Source organism: Pseudovibrio sp. SCP20, from assembly GCF_057774105.1.
This window is the reverse complement of record NZ_JBYMDH010000006.1, coordinates 48,148-66,927: the sequence shown is the minus strand read 5'-3', so window position 1 is coordinate 66,927 and position 18,780 is coordinate 48,148. Positions and strand designations below refer to the sequence as shown.

At 51.9% G+C, this 18,780-nt stretch carries 14 protein-coding genes and 1 riboswitch; of the genes, 13 read left to right on the top strand and 1 reads right to left on the bottom strand.

Going from position 1 to position 18,780, the window contains the following annotated elements:
- Window positions 1–69 precede the first annotated feature (69 nt).
- The 9 genes from pal to AC3CB2_RS20640 all read left to right on the top strand — a co-directional run bounded on the left by pal (window position 70) and on the right by AC3CB2_RS20640 (window position 12,199).
- Window positions 70–552 (top strand): peptidoglycan-associated lipoprotein Pal, encoded by a 483-nt coding sequence (pal, locus tag AC3CB2_RS20680; RefSeq protein ID WP_008551510.1) that lies wholly within the window; start codon window positions 70–72, stop codon window positions 550–552.
- A 218-nt stretch (window positions 553–770) separates the two neighbouring features.
- Window positions 771–1,658, top strand: a complete 888-nt coding sequence (gene ybgF / locus AC3CB2_RS20675) for a tol-pal system protein YbgF (protein WP_014286939.1) — start codon at window positions 771–773, stop codon at window positions 1,656–1,658.
- Window positions 1,642–2,967: a tRNA lysidine(34) synthetase TilS gene (gene tilS / locus AC3CB2_RS20670; RefSeq protein ID WP_352936108.1), complete on the top strand. Its 1,326-nt coding sequence runs from the start codon at window positions 1,642–1,644 to the stop codon at window positions 2,965–2,967. Before ybgF ends, tilS begins: the two co-directional genes overlap by 17 nt.
- A gap of 270 nt (window positions 2,968–3,237) precedes the next feature.
- The gene (gene ftsH / locus AC3CB2_RS20665) at window positions 3,238–5,163 is read left to right on the top strand and encodes an ATP-dependent zinc metalloprotease FtsH (protein ID WP_014286937.1); all 1,926 of its coding nucleotides are present in this window, start codon (window positions 3,238–3,240) and stop codon (window positions 5,161–5,163) included.
- A gap of 253 nt (window positions 5,164–5,416) precedes the next feature.
- The gene (gene glmM, locus AC3CB2_RS20660; protein WP_008551501.1) at window positions 5,417–6,766 is read left to right on the top strand and encodes a phosphoglucosamine mutase; all 1,350 of its coding nucleotides are present in this window, start codon (window positions 5,417–5,419) and stop codon (window positions 6,764–6,766) included.
- Between the two features lie 268 nt (window positions 6,767–7,034).
- Window positions 7,035–7,826, top strand: a complete 792-nt coding sequence (locus AC3CB2_RS20655; protein WP_352936105.1) for an outer membrane protein — start codon at window positions 7,035–7,037, stop codon at window positions 7,824–7,826.
- Window positions 7,827–8,109: 283 nt separating this feature from the next.
- Window positions 8,110–9,282, top strand: coding sequence for a phosphoserine transaminase (locus AC3CB2_RS20650; protein ID WP_352936103.1), 1,173 nt, complete (start codon window positions 8,110–8,112; stop codon window positions 9,280–9,282).
- Between the two features lie 128 nt (window positions 9,283–9,410).
- A complete protein-coding gene (gene serA / locus AC3CB2_RS20645; protein WP_014286934.1) occupies window positions 9,411–11,009 on the top strand; it encodes a phosphoglycerate dehydrogenase in 1,599 nt (532 codons plus the stop codon).
- Window positions 11,010–11,152: 143 nt separating this feature from the next.
- On the top strand, window positions 11,153–12,199 hold the full coding sequence (locus AC3CB2_RS20640) for a M42 family metallopeptidase (protein WP_054783631.1): 1,047 nt from the start codon (window positions 11,153–11,155) through the stop codon (window positions 12,197–12,199).
- Between the two features lie 61 nt (window positions 12,200–12,260).
- Here AC3CB2_RS20640 and AC3CB2_RS20635 read toward each other — a convergent pair whose 3' ends face one another.
- Window positions 12,261–13,181, bottom strand: a complete 921-nt coding sequence (locus tag AC3CB2_RS20635; RefSeq protein ID WP_037037772.1) for a DMT family transporter — start codon at window positions 13,179–13,181, stop codon at window positions 12,261–12,263.
- Between the two features lie 368 nt (window positions 13,182–13,549).
- On the opposite strand from AC3CB2_RS20635, the gene AC3CB2_RS20630 reads away from it, so the two are divergent.
- The 4 genes from AC3CB2_RS20630 to AC3CB2_RS20615 all read left to right on the top strand — a co-directional run bounded on the left by AC3CB2_RS20630 (window position 13,550) and on the right by AC3CB2_RS20615 (window position 18,744).
- A complete protein-coding gene (locus AC3CB2_RS20630) occupies window positions 13,550–14,842 on the top strand; it encodes an adenylosuccinate synthase (RefSeq protein WP_008551258.1) in 1,293 nt (430 codons plus the stop codon).
- 37 nt (window positions 14,843–14,879) lie between these two features.
- Window positions 14,880–16,658: a hypothetical protein gene (locus AC3CB2_RS20625; RefSeq protein ID WP_352936100.1), complete on the top strand. Its 1,779-nt coding sequence runs from the start codon at window positions 14,880–14,882 to the stop codon at window positions 16,656–16,658.
- Window positions 16,659–16,788: 130 nt separating this feature from the next.
- Window positions 16,789–16,897: riboswitch (TPP riboswitch) on the top strand.
- Between the two features lie 249 nt (window positions 16,898–17,146).
- Window positions 17,147–17,779: an ABC transporter permease gene (locus tag AC3CB2_RS20620; RefSeq protein ID WP_425328966.1), complete on the top strand. Its 633-nt coding sequence runs from the start codon at window positions 17,147–17,149 to the stop codon at window positions 17,777–17,779.
- 26 nt (window positions 17,780–17,805) lie between these two features.
- Window positions 17,806–18,744 (top strand): ABC transporter substrate-binding protein, encoded by a 939-nt coding sequence (locus AC3CB2_RS20615; RefSeq protein WP_352936098.1) that lies wholly within the window; start codon window positions 17,806–17,808, stop codon window positions 18,742–18,744.
- Window positions 18,745–18,780: the final 36 nt, after the last annotated feature.

Below are 18,780 nucleotides of genomic sequence, written 5' to 3'. Positions count from 1 at the left end.
GTTACCCTTAACCAAGTTGGTCTAGGGCTTTTTTAACCCTCGGGGTTTGAGGGACAGGAGATTCTATAAATGTCAAAGACGCTGTTCGCGCGCGGAGCGCGTTTCGCCGCTGTGGTGGCTGTGTGTCTCGTCGCAGCAGCTTGTTCGCAGACACGCCCTGAATTGACCAGTGGCAATAGTTCTGTTGCAGCTGGCTCTGGTCAGGACTTTGTTGTGAATGTTGGGGATCGTGTATTCTTCCTCAACAACCAGAGCTCCCTTGATGGTGCAGCTCGCGGAGTTCTGGACAAGCAGGCTCAGTGGCTTCAGCACTACAAGAACTACTCTATTACCATTGAAGGTCACGCTGATGAGCGCGGCACCCGTCAGTACAACATTGCACTGGGTGCGCGTCGTGCGGCTGCGGTTAGAGAATACCTTGTTGCTAAAGGCATTAGCCCATCCCGCATCAAGACAATCTCTTACGGTAAAGAGCGTCCGGTTGCGGTTTGTAACGCGGCTTCTTGCTGGAGCCAGAACCGTCGTGCTGTGACTGTTCTGAATGGTCAGTAATTGAGTTTGACCTGCTGAAATCTAAAAAGGGCTTCCCTGATTTGGGGGAGCCTTTTTTGTTGAAACTCCTGCAAACTTGTAGGAGAACGGAAATTGGCCGGGGAGAAGCCGCAAATAGGGGTGAAACACTGAATGTGTGCCCTATTTTCGTCTTTTCCTCTTGCCAAGAGATGAGAAATTCCGACCCGACCCCTGAAGGGTGTCTCAGGAGATAATTGATGGCTCTTTACCGACGTATTGCAACAAGCTTTGTTGTTCTTGCGCTTGCAACCTCTGTTAGTTTACCTGCGAACGCGCAGCTTTTCGGTTCGTCCAAAAATGACGAGACCGCTCAGAACACTGCCCGCCTTGGTCAACTTGAGGAGCAGGTTCGTCTGCTGACGGGTAAAGTTGAAGAGCTCAATCACAAGCTTCGTCTGACTGAAGATGCGCTCCGTCGTTCTCAAGAGGATGTTGAGTATCGTCTCCAGCAGCTGGAAAATCCGGGTCAGACACCGCGGGTTGTTCAGCCTCCTGTTGTACAGGCGCCAAGCACGACTGCGCCGGCAAACCGTACCCAGCAGCTTTCTACGCTGAACACTCCTGCTCAGGGCACAAACAGTGGTCCGTTGGATCTGTCCCAGATTGCGCGTGGTAACAACGCAGCACCGACAGGTTCTACGACTGCGCCAAGCTCTGGTTCTCTGCAGTTTTCCGGTAGTGTGAATGAGCTGCTGACTGGTGAGCCTCAGTCTGATTACAATGCAATTTACGGCCTGATGGTTGGTGGCAACTATCCAGCTGCGACTGAAGGCTTTGATACGTTTCTTGGTATGTACCCAGACCATGAGCTGACCGCGAATGCACAGCACTGGTTGGGTGAAAGCCTGCTGGCACAGCGCCAGTATGAGAATGCGGCACAAGCCTTCCTAAAAAGCTATACTGATTTTCCAGAGAGTGAACTTGCTCCCGAGAGCTTGCTGAAGTTGGGCACTGCGCTTACAGGTATGGGTAACGCGCCCGCTGCTTGTGAGACCTATGAGCAGCTTCTCGCCAACTTCCAGTTTGCAGCGCCAGCTGTTTTGGAGCAGGCCAAGGTTCAACAAAAACGTGACAACTGCCTCTAATCAAGTTGCTCTCTTTTCTACCGAAGAGCTGGATGAGCTTTTCGGAGAGTATAAGTCTTTCCGCCGGATCGCCATTGGTGTGTCCGGCGGTGCTGATTCTATGGCCCTGCTTTATCTTTTGAAGCAGTGGACACAGGAGCTGGGTTTTGCAGCCCCTGAGCTTTATGCCTTCACAGTCAACCATGGTTTGCGAGCAGAAGCGGCAAGTGAAGCCGTTGGTGTTGCGCAGTACTGCACTCGTATTGAGGTGCCGCATGAAACGCTGCTGTGGGAGGGAGATAAGCCATCCTCCAACATTCAGTCAGCAGCACGGGATGCACGGCACAGGTTATTGCGGCAGGCTTCTGAGGATCACGGATGTGATGCCTTGTTCCTTGCGCACCATCTGGAAGATCAGGCAGAAACGTTCCTGACGCGTCTTGCCCGGGGTAGTGGTGTTTATGGTCTTGCGTGTATTCGCAGAGATCGTGAGATGGATGGCTTTCACATTTGTCGTCCTTTGCTCAACATCAGTAAAGCCCGCCTGAAGGCTGTTTTGCACTCAGCGCATGTGCCGTGGTTTGAAGATCCATCCAATGAAGATGAGCAGTTCACCCGGATAAAGTTCCGGCAGGCTCAAAGCGAACTGGATGAGCTGGGGCTGACAGCGACAAAGCTGTTTGATACGGCACGACGCATGGCGCGCGCTGCCGATGCGATTGATGTCTGGGTTGATGAAGTGGCCGAGAAGTCCTGCACGTTCCACAGTGCTGGTCCGGTGCGGTTTGACAGTTCCTGCCTTGAATACATTCCCGACGAGATTGGTTTGAGATTGGTGGGCCGGCTTGTCCGTTATATCTCAGGAGCGCCATATATGCCCCGGCTGGCTAAGCTTGAAGGGCTTTATGAGACGCTGAAATCAGAGGAAGGTGCCAGAGCAGCTACGCTGGGTGGCGTCAGGTTTGCACTGGCTAAGCCTCATGAAGATGGTATTTGGTTTTGCTTCAGAGAAGCGGGTAGGGCGGGCTTGCCCGAGGTTGAAGTGAAACCGGGAGATGAAGGAATTTGGGATGAGCGATGGCGCTATAAGGCAGCGCATTCCTCAGAAGGCTTCAGAATCACTTATGTTCAAGAAGAGCTTTGTGGAGACTTTGAGCTGGAAATTCCCGCAAACTGGCTGAAAACAGCATTTCTGACAGCTCCGCTTATTGTTTTTGCTGACGGGGTATCCTACATGCCTTGGAAGAAGATTGGTCAAACTGCTGCTGATGCAGAGGTGAGATCAAGGACCTACGGGATTTCGATGGTCCCAGTGAGCAGAACATTTTGAATAAATCTTGGTTTTGCTGGCGTTCTGTTAAATCTATGCATTTATGCTTTAGAGGAATGCAACTAGGACGCCGAGGCTGGTAAAGTCGGAATTAACGGATCTTCAATCCTGAATTATCAGGGGTATCCGGTAAAATTCCGTTGGCCTTAAGAAAACTGAGAAAGAATCTGTGTCATTCTCAGGAAAACATAGAAAGCCTGTTAGGGCTCGCTATGATCTTGACAGAGACACGTGCGAGGATCGCCGCCACCTTGCGGTAAAGGGATCGAAATGAACACCAATTTCCGGAATTTTGCCCTCTGGGTGATTATCGGTCTGTTGCTGATAGCGCTGTTCCAGCTCTTTCAGAATCCGACCTCACGAAGCAACACTAATGAAATTGCCTACTCTCAGTTCATTAATCAGGCTGAGCAGGGTGATATCCGTGAGGTTACGATCCAAGAGCAACAGATCACCGGCAAATACAGCAATGGCGGTACATTCCAGACCTATGCGCCTAGCGATGCCAAATATGTTGAAGTGTTGCAGAACAAAGGCGTTCTGATCAACGCGAAGCCTCCTTCCGAGAATTTCTCTTTGCTGGGCGCCCTCATTTCCTGGCTGCCAATGCTGCTGATCCTCGGTATCTGGATCTTCGTGATGCGTCAGATGCAGGGTTCTGGCGGTAAAGCGATGGGCTTTGGTAAGTCCAAAGCCAAGCTGTTGAACGAAGCTTCTGGCCGTGTGACCTTTGAAGATGTTGCAGGCATCGACGAAGCGAAGGAAGACCTTCAGGAGATTGTTGAGTTCCTGCGTGATCCGCAGAAATTCCAGCGTCTTGGTGGTCGTATTCCTCGTGGTGTGCTCCTCGTTGGCCCTCCAGGTACTGGTAAAACCCTGACCGCGCGTGCGGTGGCAGGTGAAGCGAACGTGCCGTTCTTCACCATTTCCGGTTCTGACTTCGTTGAAATGTTTGTTGGTGTTGGTGCTTCCCGTGTTCGCGACATGTTCGAGCAAGCTAAGAAGAATTCACCATGCATCATCTTCATCGATGAGATCGACGCTGTTGGCCGTCACCGTGGTGCAGGCCTTGGCGGCGGTAACGATGAACGCGAACAGACCCTCAACCAGCTCCTCGTTGAGATGGATGGCTTTGAAGCCAACGAAGGTGTGATCATCATCGCAGCAACCAACCGTCCTGACGTTCTTGACCCAGCGCTGCTGCGCCCGGGCCGCTTCGACCGTCAGATCGTTGTGCCAAACCCAGATGTGATTGGCCGCGAAAAGATCCTCAAAGTGCATATGCGTAAAGTGCCTCTGGCTCCGGACGTTGATGTGCATACGCTCGCTCGTGGTACTCCGGGCTTCTCCGGTGCTGACCTGATGAACCTTGTGAACGAAGCTGCGCTTCTTGCTGCGCGCCGCTCCAAGCGTCTGGTCACCATGGCTGAATTTGAAGATGCAAAAGACAAGGTGATGATGGGTGCGGAACGCCGTACGCTGGTCATGACCGAAGAAGAGAAGAAGCTGACTGCATACCACGAAGCCGGTCACGCGCTGGTCGCAATGCACATGCCTGCTTCTGATCCAGTCCACAAAGCGACGATCATTCCTCGCGGTCGTGCACTTGGTATGGTGATGCGTTTGCCTGAGAAGGATCAGGTTTCTCTGACCCGTGCAAAATGTAAAGCTGACCTTGCTGTTGCTATGGGTGGCCGTGTGGCTGAAGAGATGATCTTCGGTTATGAGAAGGTGACTTCTGGTGCTTCTGGCGATATCCAGATGGCAACCAAACTGGCGAAGGCTATGGCTACTCAGTTTGGTATGTCCGATAAGCTTGGCCCGCTGCTTTACGGTGAGAACCAGGAAGAGGTGTTCCTTGGTCACTCCGTAGCGAAAAACCAGAGTGTTTCTGATGAAACTCAGAAGCTGGTTGATGCAGAAGTGAAGAGCTTTGTTAATCAGGGCTACGAGACCGCAAACAAGCTGCTGCGTGAGCACGAAGATCAGCTTCACCTGATCGCTCAGGGCTTGCTGGAGTATGAAACTCTGTCCGGTGATGAAATCCGCAAGATGCTCGATGGTGAGCAGCCTGTGCGCGATACTGGTGATGATACTCCATCAACTCCTCGCTCAACCGGCGTTCCAACCGCAGGTGCGAAGAAGCATGGTGGTGGTGAGTCTCCGGACGGACTTAACCCACAGCCTCAGAGCTGATACTCCGCCTTAATAAGGCGTTTAATAAAGTTGAAATGCCCGGCTATTAAGTCGGGCATTTGTTATTCAAGCTCAGGTGCTTGGTCTTTGGTTTGGTGATTAGCTCGCTATGCAGCTGCGTCATTTTGCAGGTGTGGCGTAACAATTGGACATATCATTTGACAGGACCGCACAAGGGCAAGCGTGTATCACCGTTTCAACTAATTTTATCGAAAGCGGTGTGCTCCGCGTTGTGAGTTCAGGGAAACATTAAATGTCGCGAAAATACTTTGGCACTGATGGAATGCGCGGTACAGCGAACAAGTGGCCAATGACCGCCGAAGTTGCGCTGAAGGTTGGTATGGCTGCGGGTGAAGTGTTCCGCCGTGGCAAGTATCGCCATCGCGTGGTTATCGGCAAGGATACGCGTCTTTCCGGCTATATGTTTGAGAATGCTCTTGTTGCAGGCTTCACTGCGATGGGTATGGATGTGTTCGTGCTTGGCCCGATGCCGACACCAGCGGTGGCAATGCTAACGCGTTCTTTGCGTGCAGATATCGGCGTAATGATCTCTGCCAGCCACAATCCGTTTGAAGACAACGGCATCAAGTTCTTCGGCCCCGATGGTTTCAAGCTTTCTGACGAGGTGGAACTGCAGATCGAGCGTCTGATTGACAGTGATATGAGCCGGAACCTGCCAGCGCCAGAAACACTCGGTCGCGCAACTCGTATCGACAGCATGAAAGACCGTTACATCGAGTTCGCAAAGCGTACGTTACCGCGTGACCTCAATCTGAACGGTATGCGTATCGTGATCGATTGCGCGAACGGTGCGGCTTACAAGGTTGCTCCAGAGATTCTTTGGGAGTTGGGTGCGGAAGTGTTCCCTCTGGGTGTTGATCCGGACGGCTTCAACATCAACAAAGACTGCGGTTCAACTGCTCCGGAAGCGCTTGCCAAGAAAGTGCATGAGGTTCGTGCGGATATCGGTATCGCGCTGGATGGTGATGCAGACCGTGTGATCATCGTGGATGAGAACAGTAAGGTTGTCGATGGTGATCAGCTGATGGCTGTGATCGCAGAATCCTGGAAAGCTGCTGGCCGTCTTTCTGCACCAGGTATTGTGGCGACCGTGATGTCCAACCTTGGTCTGGAGCGTTACCTGAAAGGTATTGGCCTTTCTCTTGAACGTACCAAGGTCGGCGATCGCTATGTTGTTGAGCGGATGCGTGAAGGCGGCTTCAACGTCGGTGGTGAGCAGTCCGGTCATATCGTCATGTCTGACTTCGGTACCACAGGTGATGGTCTTGTTGCTGCGCTTCAGATTCTTGCTTGCGTGAAGAAGATGAACAAGCCGGTTTCTGAGGTCTGTAATCGATTCGTTCCTGTGCCTCAGATCCTTAAGAATGTGCGCTATGGAAGTGGCAAACCGCTTGAAGACAAGGCTGTGAAAGCGGTTATCAAAGCTGGTGAAGAGAAGCTTGGTAAACAGGGACGCCTCGTTATCCGCGCTTCCGGTACTGAGCCACTCATCCGTGTGATGGGCGAGGCGGATGATGCCAAGTTGCTGAATGAGGTGGTCGATAGCATTGTTGATGCCGTTAAGAAGGCCGCTGCTAGCTAACTGAAATAATTTAGTTTATCGGATTTAGAAGGCGAGTGCTGCGAGGTGCTCGCCTTGTTTGTTTTCATATCTGCGCTTCGCATAAGTAAATGGAAGTTAACGAATTGAAGTTTTCTTGGTGATGTGATGTTAGTTGTTTGTTAACGATAAATATTAGGGTTAAGAATACTGGTTAATTTATAGGTAATTCTTTCTCTGTAGAAAGTGCTTAGGTTTTATTCAAGGGCTATCGTCTTGCGTGACGGGTGCCGTTTGAGAGGACATAAGCATGAAGTATTTTAGTAATTTGCTGTCTTTGACCGCAGCTGCGCTGGTTACATCTAGTGTTGCTTATGCAGCCGATCTTCCAGCCCCTGTATTCGTGGAAGAGCCGGAGCTCCCACAAGTTGAGATCGGTGGTGGTTGGTATCTGCGCGGTGATATCGGTTACAAGGTCTATAGAGATCCAAAAGCTTATACTCAAGAGCTCTCTTTGAAGGGGGAGCGTATTGATAATACGGGTATAATCGGTGTTGGTGTCGGCTATCGTTTCAACGATTTTATCCGCACAGATCTCACTGTAGATTATGAGTGGGAAGCTGACTTTGAAGGAAAATCGCTCTGCCATACCACCTGCCCTGGCAACTACAATACTGAGGTTGCTGGTCTGGATGTCTGGACGTTTCTTTGGAACGTTTATGCAGACCTAGGCTATTACAATGGCTTCACACCGTACGTTGGAGCTGGAATTGGTGCTTCTTATGTTCGATTGCATAATGTTGAATCCTTTAACAAGAACGGCACTAATCCGCAGATTCCAGCTGATGACAATTGGAACTTTTCTTGGGCGTTAATGGCAGGCACTTCCTACGAGATTGATGAAAACTGGAAGATTGATGCTGGATATCGCTACCTGCATATCGGCGAAGTTGAAACTAAGAAATTTGATCGTGGTGGCGGGAATATCATCTCAGTCAAATATGAAGATCTAGCCGCACACGAAGTGCGTGTTGGTCTGCGCTATGAGTTTGGTGGCGGAACTGAAGGTGGTTACGACGAGCCGATTGTTACGAAATACTAGGTCGCAGGCTGGAGCGCCTCCAGCTTAATTGTTGACCGTAGTACTCAGGAGTCTGTCGTATGACAGGCTCTTTTTTTGTCCAAAATTTGGGAAATGAGCGTTCTTGAAATATTGGTTATCCACTGGGGTGTTGGGGAAAATATATCTAATCGTACGCTGCGTTTAGTCGATAGAATGTTGCTCTGCAAAAAAACATTTGTTGACGAGATAAATCGTTTCGCATAGACCCGTCGGTGGGACACCCCTCCCCAACGAGGGGCGCCTATCTGAAAGGGTAGTCAAAATGACGAATACGACAATGCCGGTCACAAAGCCGGCAAACCCGAACTTTTCTTCGGGTCCATGTGCCAAGCGTCCGGGCTGGACGCCTGCTGTATTGACAGGTGCGCCTCTTGGCAGATCTCACCGTGCAAAAATTGGTAAGGCGAAGCTGAAAGAAGCTATCGAGCTGACTCGTGAAGTCCTCGAAGTGCCTGCTGATTACAAAATCGGAATTGTTCCTGCTTCTGATACTGGTGCTGTTGAAATGGCACTTTGGTCGCTGCTTGGCGCGCGCCCAGTAGACATGGTTGCTTGGGAAAGCTTTGGTTCCGGTTGGGTTTCCGATGTTATGAAGCAGCTCAAGCTTGCAGATGCGCGCAAGATTGAAGCTGGCTATGGCGAACTGCCAGATCTCTCAGAGATTAACTTTGACCACGACGTGGTCTTCACCTGGAACGGCACCACCTCTGGCGTGCGTGTCCCGAATGGTGATTTCATTCCTGCAGACCGCAAGGGTCTGACCATCTGCGATGCGACCTCCGCTGCATTTGCACAGGAGCTTGAGTTCGACAAGCTGGATGTTGTGACCTACTCTTGGCAGAAGGTGCTGGGCGGCGAAGCTGCTCACGGCATTCTGATCCTGTCACCGCGTGCTGTTGAGCGCCTTGAGAGCTATACGCCTGCATGGCCGATGCCAAAGATCTTCCGCCTGACCAAAGGTGGGAAACTGATCGACGGTATCTTTGAAGGTGCCACCATCAACACGCCGAGCATGCTTTGCGTTGAAGATTATCTGGATGCTTTGGGTTGGGCCAAAGAACTGGGTGGTCTGAAGGCTCTGGTTGCTCGTGCTGATGCGAACACCGCTGCGATCACCAACTGGGCTGAGAAAACCGATTGGGTTGATTTCCTCGCAGTTGATCCGGCAACCCGCTCCAACACTTCTGTTTGCCTGAAGATTGTTGATCCGGAAATCACAAAGCTTGATGACAAAGCACAAGCTGCATTTGCGAAAGCGATTGTGAACCTGCTCGACAAGGAAGAAGTGGCATTTGACATTGGTGCTTACCGTGATGCGCCTTCCGGTCTTCGGATCTGGTGTGGTGCAACGATTGAAACTGCCAATGTGGAAGCACTGCTGCCATGGTTGGACTACGCCTTCGCTGCCGAAAAAGCGAAGCTGGTTTCCGCTTAAAATCCTTATTTCTGAACGAGATAGTTCCGGTCGCTGACGGTGACCGGTTAACCTGACGCAAGAAGTGTATCTGTTTCCCGAAGAGAAGAGTTGGGAAGGTACCTTCGTTGACTTGAAAGGTTAGCCCGATGGCTCCTAAGGTTCTGATTTCCGACAAGCTCTCTGAAAAAGCAGTCCAGATTTTTAAAGATCGTGGTTGTGACGTCGACTTCCTGCCAGACGTTGGCAAAGACAAAGAAAAACTGGCTGAGATTATCGGTCAGTATGATGGTTTAGCGATCCGTTCTGCAACCAAAGCCACCGAGAAGATTATCAAAGCAGCGACCAACCTGAAGGTGATCGGTCGCGCTGGTATCGGTGTCGACAACGTTGATATTCCGGCAGCGACTGCCAAGGGCATCGTTGTCATGAACACTCCGTTCGGCAACGCGATTACGACTGCTGAACACGCTATTGCAATGATGTTTGCTGTGACCCGTCAGATCCCTGCTGCGGATGTTTCCACACAAGCTGGCAAGTGGGAGAAGTCCCGCTTTATGGGTAACGAAGTCACCTCCAAGACGCTTGGTCTGGTTGGCTGCGGTAACATCGGCTCTATCGTTGCAGACCGTGCTATCGGTTTGAAAATGAAGGTGATTGCGTTCGATCCATTCCTCTCTCATGAGCGTGCGATTGATCTGGGTGTTGAGAAAGTTGAGCTGGAAGATCTCTTTAAGCGTGCAGACTTCATCACACTGCATACGCCTCTGACTGACCGTACTCGCAACATCATCGATGCGGATGCAATCGACATGATGAAAGAGGGTGTTTACCTCATCAACTGTGCTCGTGGTGGTCTGGTTGATGAAGTGGCTCTGCGTGCTGCACTGGATAGCGGCAAAGTTGCTGGTGCTGCGGTGGATGTGTTCACGGAAGAGCCAGCAAAAGAGAACGTTCTGTTTGGTGCGCCAAATCTGGTTTGTACACCTCACCTTGGTGCATCCACTTCTGAAGCTCAGGAAAATGTTGCGCTTCAGGTGGCTGAGCAGATGTCTGACTATCTGGTCAACGGTGCTGTTTCCAACGCACTGAATATGCCATCCATCACTGCTGAAGAAGCTCCGCGTCTGGCGCCATTTGTTAAGCTTGCAGAACAGCTTGGCTCCTTTGCAGGTCAGGCAACCGAGACAGGTATCAAGGCTGTTCGTATTGAGTACGAAGGTGATGTTGCCGAGATGAACGTGAAGGCGATGACCGCTGCAGCGCTCACCGGTGTTCTTCGCCCACTGCTGCAGACCGTGAACATGGTTTCTGCGCCAGAAGTTGCAAAAGAGCGCGGCATCGTGATTGAAGATGTTCGCCGTGAGCAGCATGGTGCTTATGAGAACTACATCCGCCTGACTGTTATTACAGAGCGTCAGGAGCGTTCTGTTGCTGGGACTGTCTTTGGTGATCAGAAGCCGCGTATCATCCAGATCAAAGGCATCAACATGGAAGCAGAGCTTGGTGAGAACATGCTCTACGTGACCAACCAGGATAAGCCGGGCTTCATCGGTCAGCTGGGTTCCATCCTTGGTGATGCGAAGATCAACATCGCAACGTTTAACCTTGGCCGTAAGGTTGAGGGTGAGGAAGCGATCTGTCTTGTTGAGATTGATGGTGAAATCGCTGAAGCGACTGTGAATGAGATTGCTGCGATTGAGCAGGTGAACCAAGCGAAGCTGTTGCACTTCCCTCAACAGGGCTAAGCAATTCAGCTGGAATAGATTAGCAAAAGGCGGTCTTCGGGCCGCCTTTTCTTTTTCCGGTGGTCAGAGGCTCCGTGGAATTGCTTATCTGAGCACTTAGGCTCATGATGCGGGCTGGTTCCATTGTTGAGTTGAAAGTTACCATGAATATTGATCTGCTGCGCCGCCTCTGCGAAACCCCAGGTGTTCCTGGGCATGAGCATCGAGTGCGCGACCTTATCCTGAAGGAAATTGAGGGCCTGTTTGATGATGTTCAAACGGATGCAATGGGCTCTCTGATCTGCCGACGTGATGCGCGCAAACCTGCGAAGAAAGGCGAGAAGCCGAAAAAGGTTATGCTGCTCTGTCATATGGATGAGATCGGTTTCCTTGTCTCTCATATCACCGATAAAGGCTTCATTTATGTGCATCCGGTTGGCGGCTTTGATGCGCGTAACTTGTTCTCGCGCCGCGTGCTGGTTTCAACGGATGAGGGCGATCTGAAAGGGGTTATGAATGCGGCTGGCCGGCCTATTCATATTGCCTCTCCTGAAGAGCGCAAAAAGACACCGGAAGTAACTGACTTCGTTATTGATCTTGGTCTTGGAGAGAAGACCAAAGAGGTGGTCAAAGTGGGTGACATGGTGACCCTCGATGAGCCGCTGATTGAGATCGGTGAGAAGGTGGTTTCCAAGGCGCTGGATAACCGTGTGGCGTGCTGGCTTGGTATTGAGGCTTTGCGTGCGCTCGGTGATGCGAAGCATGCCTGTGAAATCTATGTTGCGTTCACCTGTCAGGAGGAAGTTGGTCTGCGTGGTGCGAAGACAGCTGCTTATGCGATCCAGCCTGATATTGGGCTTGGTGTTGATATTACGCTGGCTTGTGACACGCCGGGTGTTTCTGAACAGGATCGGACGACTGTACAGGGCGCGGGGTTTGGTCTTCATGTGAAAGACAGCTCCTTCATTGCTGATTTGCAGCTTGTGAAGGACATTGAGGAGCTGGCTAAAGAAGAAGAGATCCCATATCAGCGCACTATGTTGAGGATTGGTGGTCAGGATGGTGCCGCTGCTCAGCAGGCTGCAGCTGGTGCGAAAGCTGTCGGTATCGTGGTTGGAACGCGGTATGTGCACACTGTTACGGAGATGATCCATAAGAGTGATTTGCTGGCCGCGCGAGATATTCTGGCGGCTTATCTGAAGTGCAACTGATCTATCTCGCTTCGCTATAGAGAAACATCGCCTCCGGTTCGTCAGAGCCGGAGGCTTTTTGTTAGGCGGTGGCTTGTTGTTTGTTGGTCCAGCGGCTGGTGAGGCGACCGTCGATGAGCAGGAGCGCGATGAAAATTGCGGCCATACCGAGCCAGTGGTTTGGTTCCAGACGTTCATTCAGGAAGATTGCACCGAGGATGATCGCACTGACCGGGATCAGAAGCGTGACGGATGCTGCGTTGGTGGCGCCTGCTAATTTGAAGAGCTGGAAGTACAGGATGTAGGCGAAGGCTGTGCATGCCAGAGCGAGAACCAGAACGCTTGACCATGTGAGAGCGGAAGCTGCCATAAGCTGCTGTGTTGGGGCCATATAGATGAGGGCCGGGATAAGCAGAATGGTTGAGGCGGTTAACTGGCCTGTTGCCAGGGCTGCCGGGGGTAGCTTTTTGAGGCGCATGATTATAAAGGCGCCGAAGGCATAAGAGAGCGCGGCTCCCAACACTGCGAGCTGCGGCAGGACCTGATTGCTGGCTCCGCTCAATGCGTCGCTGCCTACCATGATTGCCACACCAATGATGCCAATGATTGCAGCGATCAGCTTGGTGACGGTCAGCTTCTCCTCATTGCTGAGTATCTGCATGATGATCATCGTGAAGATGGGGGTGAATGCATTGAGGACAGAGGCCAGTCCAGAGGCAATGTATTGCTGGCCCCAGAAGATGAGAGAGAAGGGGACCACGTTGTTCATGAAACCGAGCAGCAGGAAACTGCCGATCCACTTTGCCGTGAGTGGAATGGATTGACGGGTCACAAGAAGAAAGCACCACATGGCGGTCGCTGCGATGGCTACTCTCAGGAAAACCAATGTGACGGGATCCAGCTCAGCCACTGCGATCTTGGCGAAAAAGAAAGCGCCGCCCCACAAGGTGCCCAATAAGAGAAGAATAGACCAGGCGAGCCAGTCAAGTTTTTGTGCGTTCATAAAGCGTATTCAACTTGGTGAAATTTCTTGCAGGAATTGCAAAAAATGTGGAATTGGAATTAGGACTAGTAATATCACTCGGTCTTACGGCTGTACCACCCGATTTGCGAGTAAAACAATCAACAGAGGTTCACTCTGATCGCAAAAATTACAGTCTTCAGCCTCATTTTGAAGGAAAAGGGCTCGTATTTAAGTGAGTGACAGATTATAAGGCGCTGTAACTGCGCCCCGGCTTTTACGCCGGGGTTTCTTATGTTGTCTCTCATGATTTGCATTCTGAGGTGACAAACCACTTTATACAGACAAGCAAATCATATGACGGCGTCTTTGAGACAAGACGCTGGCAGCCGCAGGAGGGCTGAAAAACCATGGCCAACGTTGTCGTAGTTGGGTCACAATGGGGTGACGAAGGTAAGGGTAAACTTGTCGACTGGCTCTCTGAGCAAGCCGATGTTGTTGTACGCTTCCAAGGCGGACACAATGCAGGTCATACGCTTGTTATTGACGGCACGAGCTACAAGCTGGCACTGCTGCCATCTGGTGTTGTTCGTGGCAAACTTTCCGTCATCGGCAATGGCGTTGTGATTGACCCTCATGCACTGGTCGCTGAAATCGAGCGCCTTGAAGCTCAGGGTGTGAAAATCTCTCCGGAAATCCTGCGTGTTGCTGACAATGCTACTCTTATTCTGAGCCTGCACCGCGAGCTTGATGCTCTGCGTGAAGATGCAAGCCCAGCAGGCACCAAAATCGGCACCACCAAACGTGGTATCGGCCCTGCTTATGAAGATAAAGTCGGTCGTCGCGCAATCCGCGTGATGGATCTGGCAAACATGAGCACGCTGCCAGCGAAGATTGACCGTCTGCTGACACACCACAACGCAATTCTGCGTGGTCTGGGTCGCGATGAAATCTCTCCTGAAACCATCTATCAGGAGCTGGAAAGTGTTGCAGACAAGATCCTGCCTTACATGGATAAAGCATGGTACATGCTGGATAAAGCGCGCCGTGAAGGTAAGCGTTTGTTGTTTGAAGGTGCGCAAGGCGCGCTGCTGGACAACGACCACGGCACTTATCCGTTTGTAACTTCATCCAATACAGTTGCAGGTCAGGCTGCTGCTGGTAGTGGTCTTGGTCCAAACTCCATCGATTACGTGCTTGGCATCACCAAAGCTTACACCACCCGTGTTGGTGAAGGCCCGTTCCCGACAGAACAGCAGAACGAAGTTGGTGAGTTCCTCGGTACCCGTGGTCATGAGTTCGGAACAAACACCGGTCGTCGTCGTCGCTGTGGCTGGTTTGATGCAGTGATTGTCCGTCAAACCGTTTGCACCAGCGGAATCAATGGGATTGCATTGACAAAGCTTGACGTTTTGGACGGACTGGATGAAATTAAGATTTGTGTTGGTTATGAGCTAGATGGTGAGCGAATCGATTACCTTCCGGCATCTCAAGGTGCTCAGGCGCGGGTTGTTCCCATTTATGAGACCCTGCCTGGTTGGAAGGAATCAACCAAAGGCGCGCGCACCTGGGCTGAATTACCTGCACAAGCTGTGAAATACGTTCGGCATGTTGAAGAGCTGATTGGTGCTCCGGTCGCTCTGTTATCAACAAGCCCAGAACGTGATGACACAATCCTGGTTCAGAATCCATTCCAGGATTAAGTCGTGAAGTGAAGCTCTGGGGGCAATGGGCAGTTAAATGGCGGACTATAATTCCGTTCTGAAAAAAGCGGTAGCTGGTTTACAAGAGAACACTGGTTCGGCACGGCGGGCAGTTTATCAACGCGCGCGAAATGCAATTGTAAAGCAACTTAAAAGTTACGACCCACCACTGTCTCCCTCCCAGATCACTGAGGAGCAGCTGAAGCTTGAAGAGGCCATTCGTAAGGTCGAAGCGGAAGCTGCTCGCGAGTCTCTCGGGTTGGGGCGGTCCAAAACCACCCCAGCTCCAAGTGCTCCACAGCCGACAGCTCCTCCTGTTTCTGCGGCACCAACTCCTCCACCAGCTGACGACAAGCCAAAGGTTGAGGCAAAGCCTGAAGAGCCTGCACGCGAAGAGCCAAAAGCACCTGCTGCCAAAGCGGATGTGTTTAAAGAAGCTGTTCGTGCGGCACAGGATCTTGGCAATGCTGCACACCAAGCCAATCAGATGGCGCGTGACCAGCTGCCTGAAGCTTCTAAAGAGCGCAAAGAGCCTGATCTTGGTTCTATGGGCGAGAGCGAGCCGAAAGAGCCTGCTGCCTCCCTGCCAACCAAAGGGGCTGTTGAGACCAGCGCTGAAGAGCGCGCCTGGGTTCCTGGCGAAGCTCGTCGCTCCAAGCTGGAGACCAAAGACAAGACCGCTCGCCGCGAGATTGACGAGCCTGCAAAGGTTAAGCCAAAGACAAGCCGTAAACCTGCTTCCTCCCGCAAGCCTGTGGTTGCACAGCGCGTAGGGGACGCGATTGAGCAGGAGGAAGGTCTGAAGCCTTCCAATACATCCGGCATTGTCGGCATGATTGTTATCATCCTGATCATTCTGGGTGTGACTGCAGGCGTTTACAGCCAGCGCGAGGCCATTCTCTCTCTGATCCTGCCAGCTGAAACCAGCGAGACCGGAGAGCCAGAGAGCGCACCAACGGGTGAAGATGAACCACTTCGGGTTCAGCCAGAGCGTGCACCTAAGAAGAACACTGACCGTCTGTTGCCATCTGATGAAGGAGCTAAAGTTTCTCCAGATGCAACACCGGTGACGACAACACGGATTACCCGGAACTCTTCCAGCGCGGCACCAGCAGAAATTGCACCTGCACCAACTGTTGTTCGCAGTGTTGATCCGGCTCCTTCCGCATCCACTGATGATAGTGCTGCACCTCAGGTGCTGCCGGCTAAGGAGCCTGAGCCGCAGACAGCAGGCGTCGAGACAAACTCAGTTCCACCTGCAGAGACTATCGGCACCGAGTCCGAGATTTCTCCAGTGGCACAGCAGAGCATTCTTTACGAAGAAGCTTTGACACCGGGTGCAGCTGGTTCTGCGTCTCGCGGTAACGTGGTTTGGACGCTGGATGAGGTCAATGGCATTTCTGTCATCAAGGCTGTTGCGACACTTCCATCCCGCAATCTCTCTGTTGAGATGACGTTGAAGCCGAACAGCGACCAGTCCCTGCCTGCGAGCCATCTGTTGGAGCTGAACTTCATCTTCCCGGAAGGGTTTGACGGTAAGGGCGTTGAGAAAGTGCCTGGTCTGATCCTGAAGAAGACTGAGTCTGAAGCTGGTGATCCGCTTGATGGGGCTGCTGTGAAGGTTTCTGACACGCTCTTCTGGATTGCTCTTTCTGACAGCAATGAAGAGAAGGCGAAGAACTTGCAGCGTCTTGCTGAGCGCGAATGGATTGATGTTCCGCTGCTGTACAACAGCGGTCGCCGTGCAATGCTGACCTTTGAAAAAGGGACAACTGGCAATAAGGTTGTCGCACAGGCAATCAAGAGCTGGAAGTAATCTGATTTCAGCAAGTTAGATTGATTTTAGAAGGCCTTGGCTCTGTTCGAGCTGAGGCCTTTTTTCATGGCGTTGTCCCCCGGCCTTGGAAAATCTGCTTGCAAACTCCCGTAGAAACGCGCATGGTCCATGCCATTCCGAGGGGTGCTTTTCTTGACGAAAAGCTGAGATTGCCACGAGCTAAACCCTTTGAACCTGATCCGGGTAATGCCGGCGAAGGGACGGGACCTGAGCCATTCTTCCCGGATCTCCATATCTGCAGTTTGTAGTTGGAGGTCCTGTGTCGAAAATTCCTAGAGAGCCAATCTGAGCTCCGTTCTTCCGCCTGTTTGTGATGCCCAATACCATTGTTGGGAAATGACATGCTGAAGCGAGCTTTAATACGAATTCTGCGAAGTCTTTTCGGGATTTTGCTGTTTGTCGCCATTTGGGAAATTGTGGTTCGGATTGGAGAGTTTCCTCCGTTTCTATTGCCAGGTCCGGCGGCGGTGCTTACCGCTTTTCTCAATCAGGGTGCTTTCCTGCTGCATCATGCAGGCATTACCGCCTATGAGACCGTTCTCGGCTTTCTCTTTGGCGTGAGTGCCGGGGCTTCGCTTGCTATCTTGCTGTCGATGTCTCGCCGGGTGCGCCTGTTTTTGCTGCCTCCGATTGCAGCAACTCAATCTCTTCCTGTGTTTGCGATTGCGCCGCTTCTGGTGCTCTGGTTCGGCTTTGGGCTTGCTTCCAAGGTGGTGATGGCGGTGATTGTGATCTTCTTTTCCGTGACCTCAACGTTTTTTGACGGGTTGCGGAGGACGGATCAGTCCTTGCTTGACCTTGGTAAGCTGCACGGTCTCAACCGCTGGCAAATGCTCCGTTACATCCGTATTCCTGCTGCGATGCCGTCTCTGGCGTCAGGCATGCGGATTGCGGCGGTGTTCGCGCCGATTGGTGCAGTGGTTGGAGAATGGGTTGGTGCAAAAGGAGGGCTGGCTTTCATCATGTTGCAATCCAACGCACGCATGCAAACAGCGACCATGTTTGCAGCGCTGATCTTGCTTGCGGTGATGGTGTTGAGCCTGAGGGCAGTTGTTGAGTTCGCCACTTCTCGGATGATCTATTGGCAGAAAGAGATCTAGATCTCAGAGTATGAGGACGTAACCTTATGAAAAAATTAGGTATGCTGTTTGGCGCAGCGATGCTTGCGAGCACACTTCAGGTGCAGGCTGCGGACAAGCTGACGGTGCTGCTCGATTGGTTTGCGAACCCGGACCATGCTCCGATTGTGGTTGCGAAGGCACGGGGCTTCTTTGAGAAGGAAGGGCTTGATGTTGAGCTGATTGAACCAGCTGATCCTTCCATGCCACCAAAGTTGGTTGCTGCCGGGCAGGGGGATATTGCAATCTCCTATCAGCAAACGCTGCATCCGCAGATCGATGAAGGCATGCCGCTGATGCGCATCGGCACGCTGGTTTCCACGCCGCTGAACACGCTGATCGTGTTGGAAGATGGACCGATCAAGGAGATTGCAGACCTGAAGGGCAAGCGTATCGGCTACTCCACGTCCGGCTTTGAAAGCGCGATGCTGGGTAAGATGCTCTCCAATGCTGGCTTGAGTTCTGATGACGTTGAGCTGATCAACGTGAACTTTTCGCTCTCTCCTTCCTTGATTGCGGGACAGGTTGATGCGGTGATTGGTGGTTACCGTAACTTTGAGCTGAACCAGATGGAAATTGAAGGCGCGAAAGGTCGTGCGTTCTATCCGGAAGAGAATGGTGTGCCGGTTTATGATGAGCTGATCTATGTTGCTCACAAGGACAAGCTGGATGATCCACGCCTGAAGAAGTTCATCAGTGCGATTGAGGCGGCAACTGTTTATCTGCTGAACAACCCTCAGGACTCCTGGAAGAGCTTTCTTGAGGTCTACCCAAACCTTGATGATGAGCTGAATAAACGCGCCTGGGCAGACACCCTGCCACGCTTTGCGAGCCGTCCAGCTGCTTTGGATATTGGCCGCTACGAGCGCTTTGCGAACTTCCTGATTGAGCAGGGGCTCATTAAAACAGCGCCTCCAGTGGAAACCTACGCGGTTGAACTGCGCTAACCGTTATAGGTCTAAACCAATTATTGAGCCTCCGAG

Coding starts and splice junctions, on each gene's coding strand:
- pal (WP_008551510.1), top strand. CDS start 70: ATGTCAAAGACGCTGTTCGCGCGCGGAGCGCGTTTCGCCGCTGTGGTG.
- ybgF (WP_014286939.1), top strand. CDS start 771: ATGGCTCTTTACCGACGTATTGCAACAAGCTTTGTTGTTCTTGCGCTT.
- ftsH (WP_014286937.1), top strand. CDS start 3,238: ATGAACACCAATTTCCGGAATTTTGCCCTCTGGGTGATTATCGGTCTG.
- glmM (WP_008551501.1), top strand. CDS start 5,417: ATGTCGCGAAAATACTTTGGCACTGATGGAATGCGCGGTACAGCGAAC.
- AC3CB2_RS20655 (WP_352936105.1), top strand. CDS start 7,035: ATGAAGTATTTTAGTAATTTGCTGTCTTTGACCGCAGCTGCGCTGGTT.
- AC3CB2_RS20650 (WP_352936103.1), top strand. CDS start 8,110: ATGACGAATACGACAATGCCGGTCACAAAGCCGGCAAACCCGAACTTT.
- serA (WP_014286934.1), top strand. CDS start 9,411: ATGGCTCCTAAGGTTCTGATTTCCGACAAGCTCTCTGAAAAAGCAGTC.
- AC3CB2_RS20640 (WP_054783631.1), top strand. CDS start 11,153: ATGAATATTGATCTGCTGCGCCGCCTCTGCGAAACCCCAGGTGTTCCT.
- AC3CB2_RS20635 (WP_037037772.1), bottom strand. CDS start 13,181: ATGAACGCACAAAAACTTGACTGGCTCGCCTGGTCTATTCTTCTCTTA.
- AC3CB2_RS20630 (WP_008551258.1), top strand. CDS start 13,550: ATGGCCAACGTTGTCGTAGTTGGGTCACAATGGGGTGACGAAGGTAAG.
- AC3CB2_RS20625 (WP_352936100.1), top strand. CDS start 14,880: ATGGCGGACTATAATTCCGTTCTGAAAAAAGCGGTAGCTGGTTTACAA.
- AC3CB2_RS20615 (WP_352936098.1), top strand. CDS start 17,806: ATGAAAAAATTAGGTATGCTGTTTGGCGCAGCGATGCTTGCGAGCACA.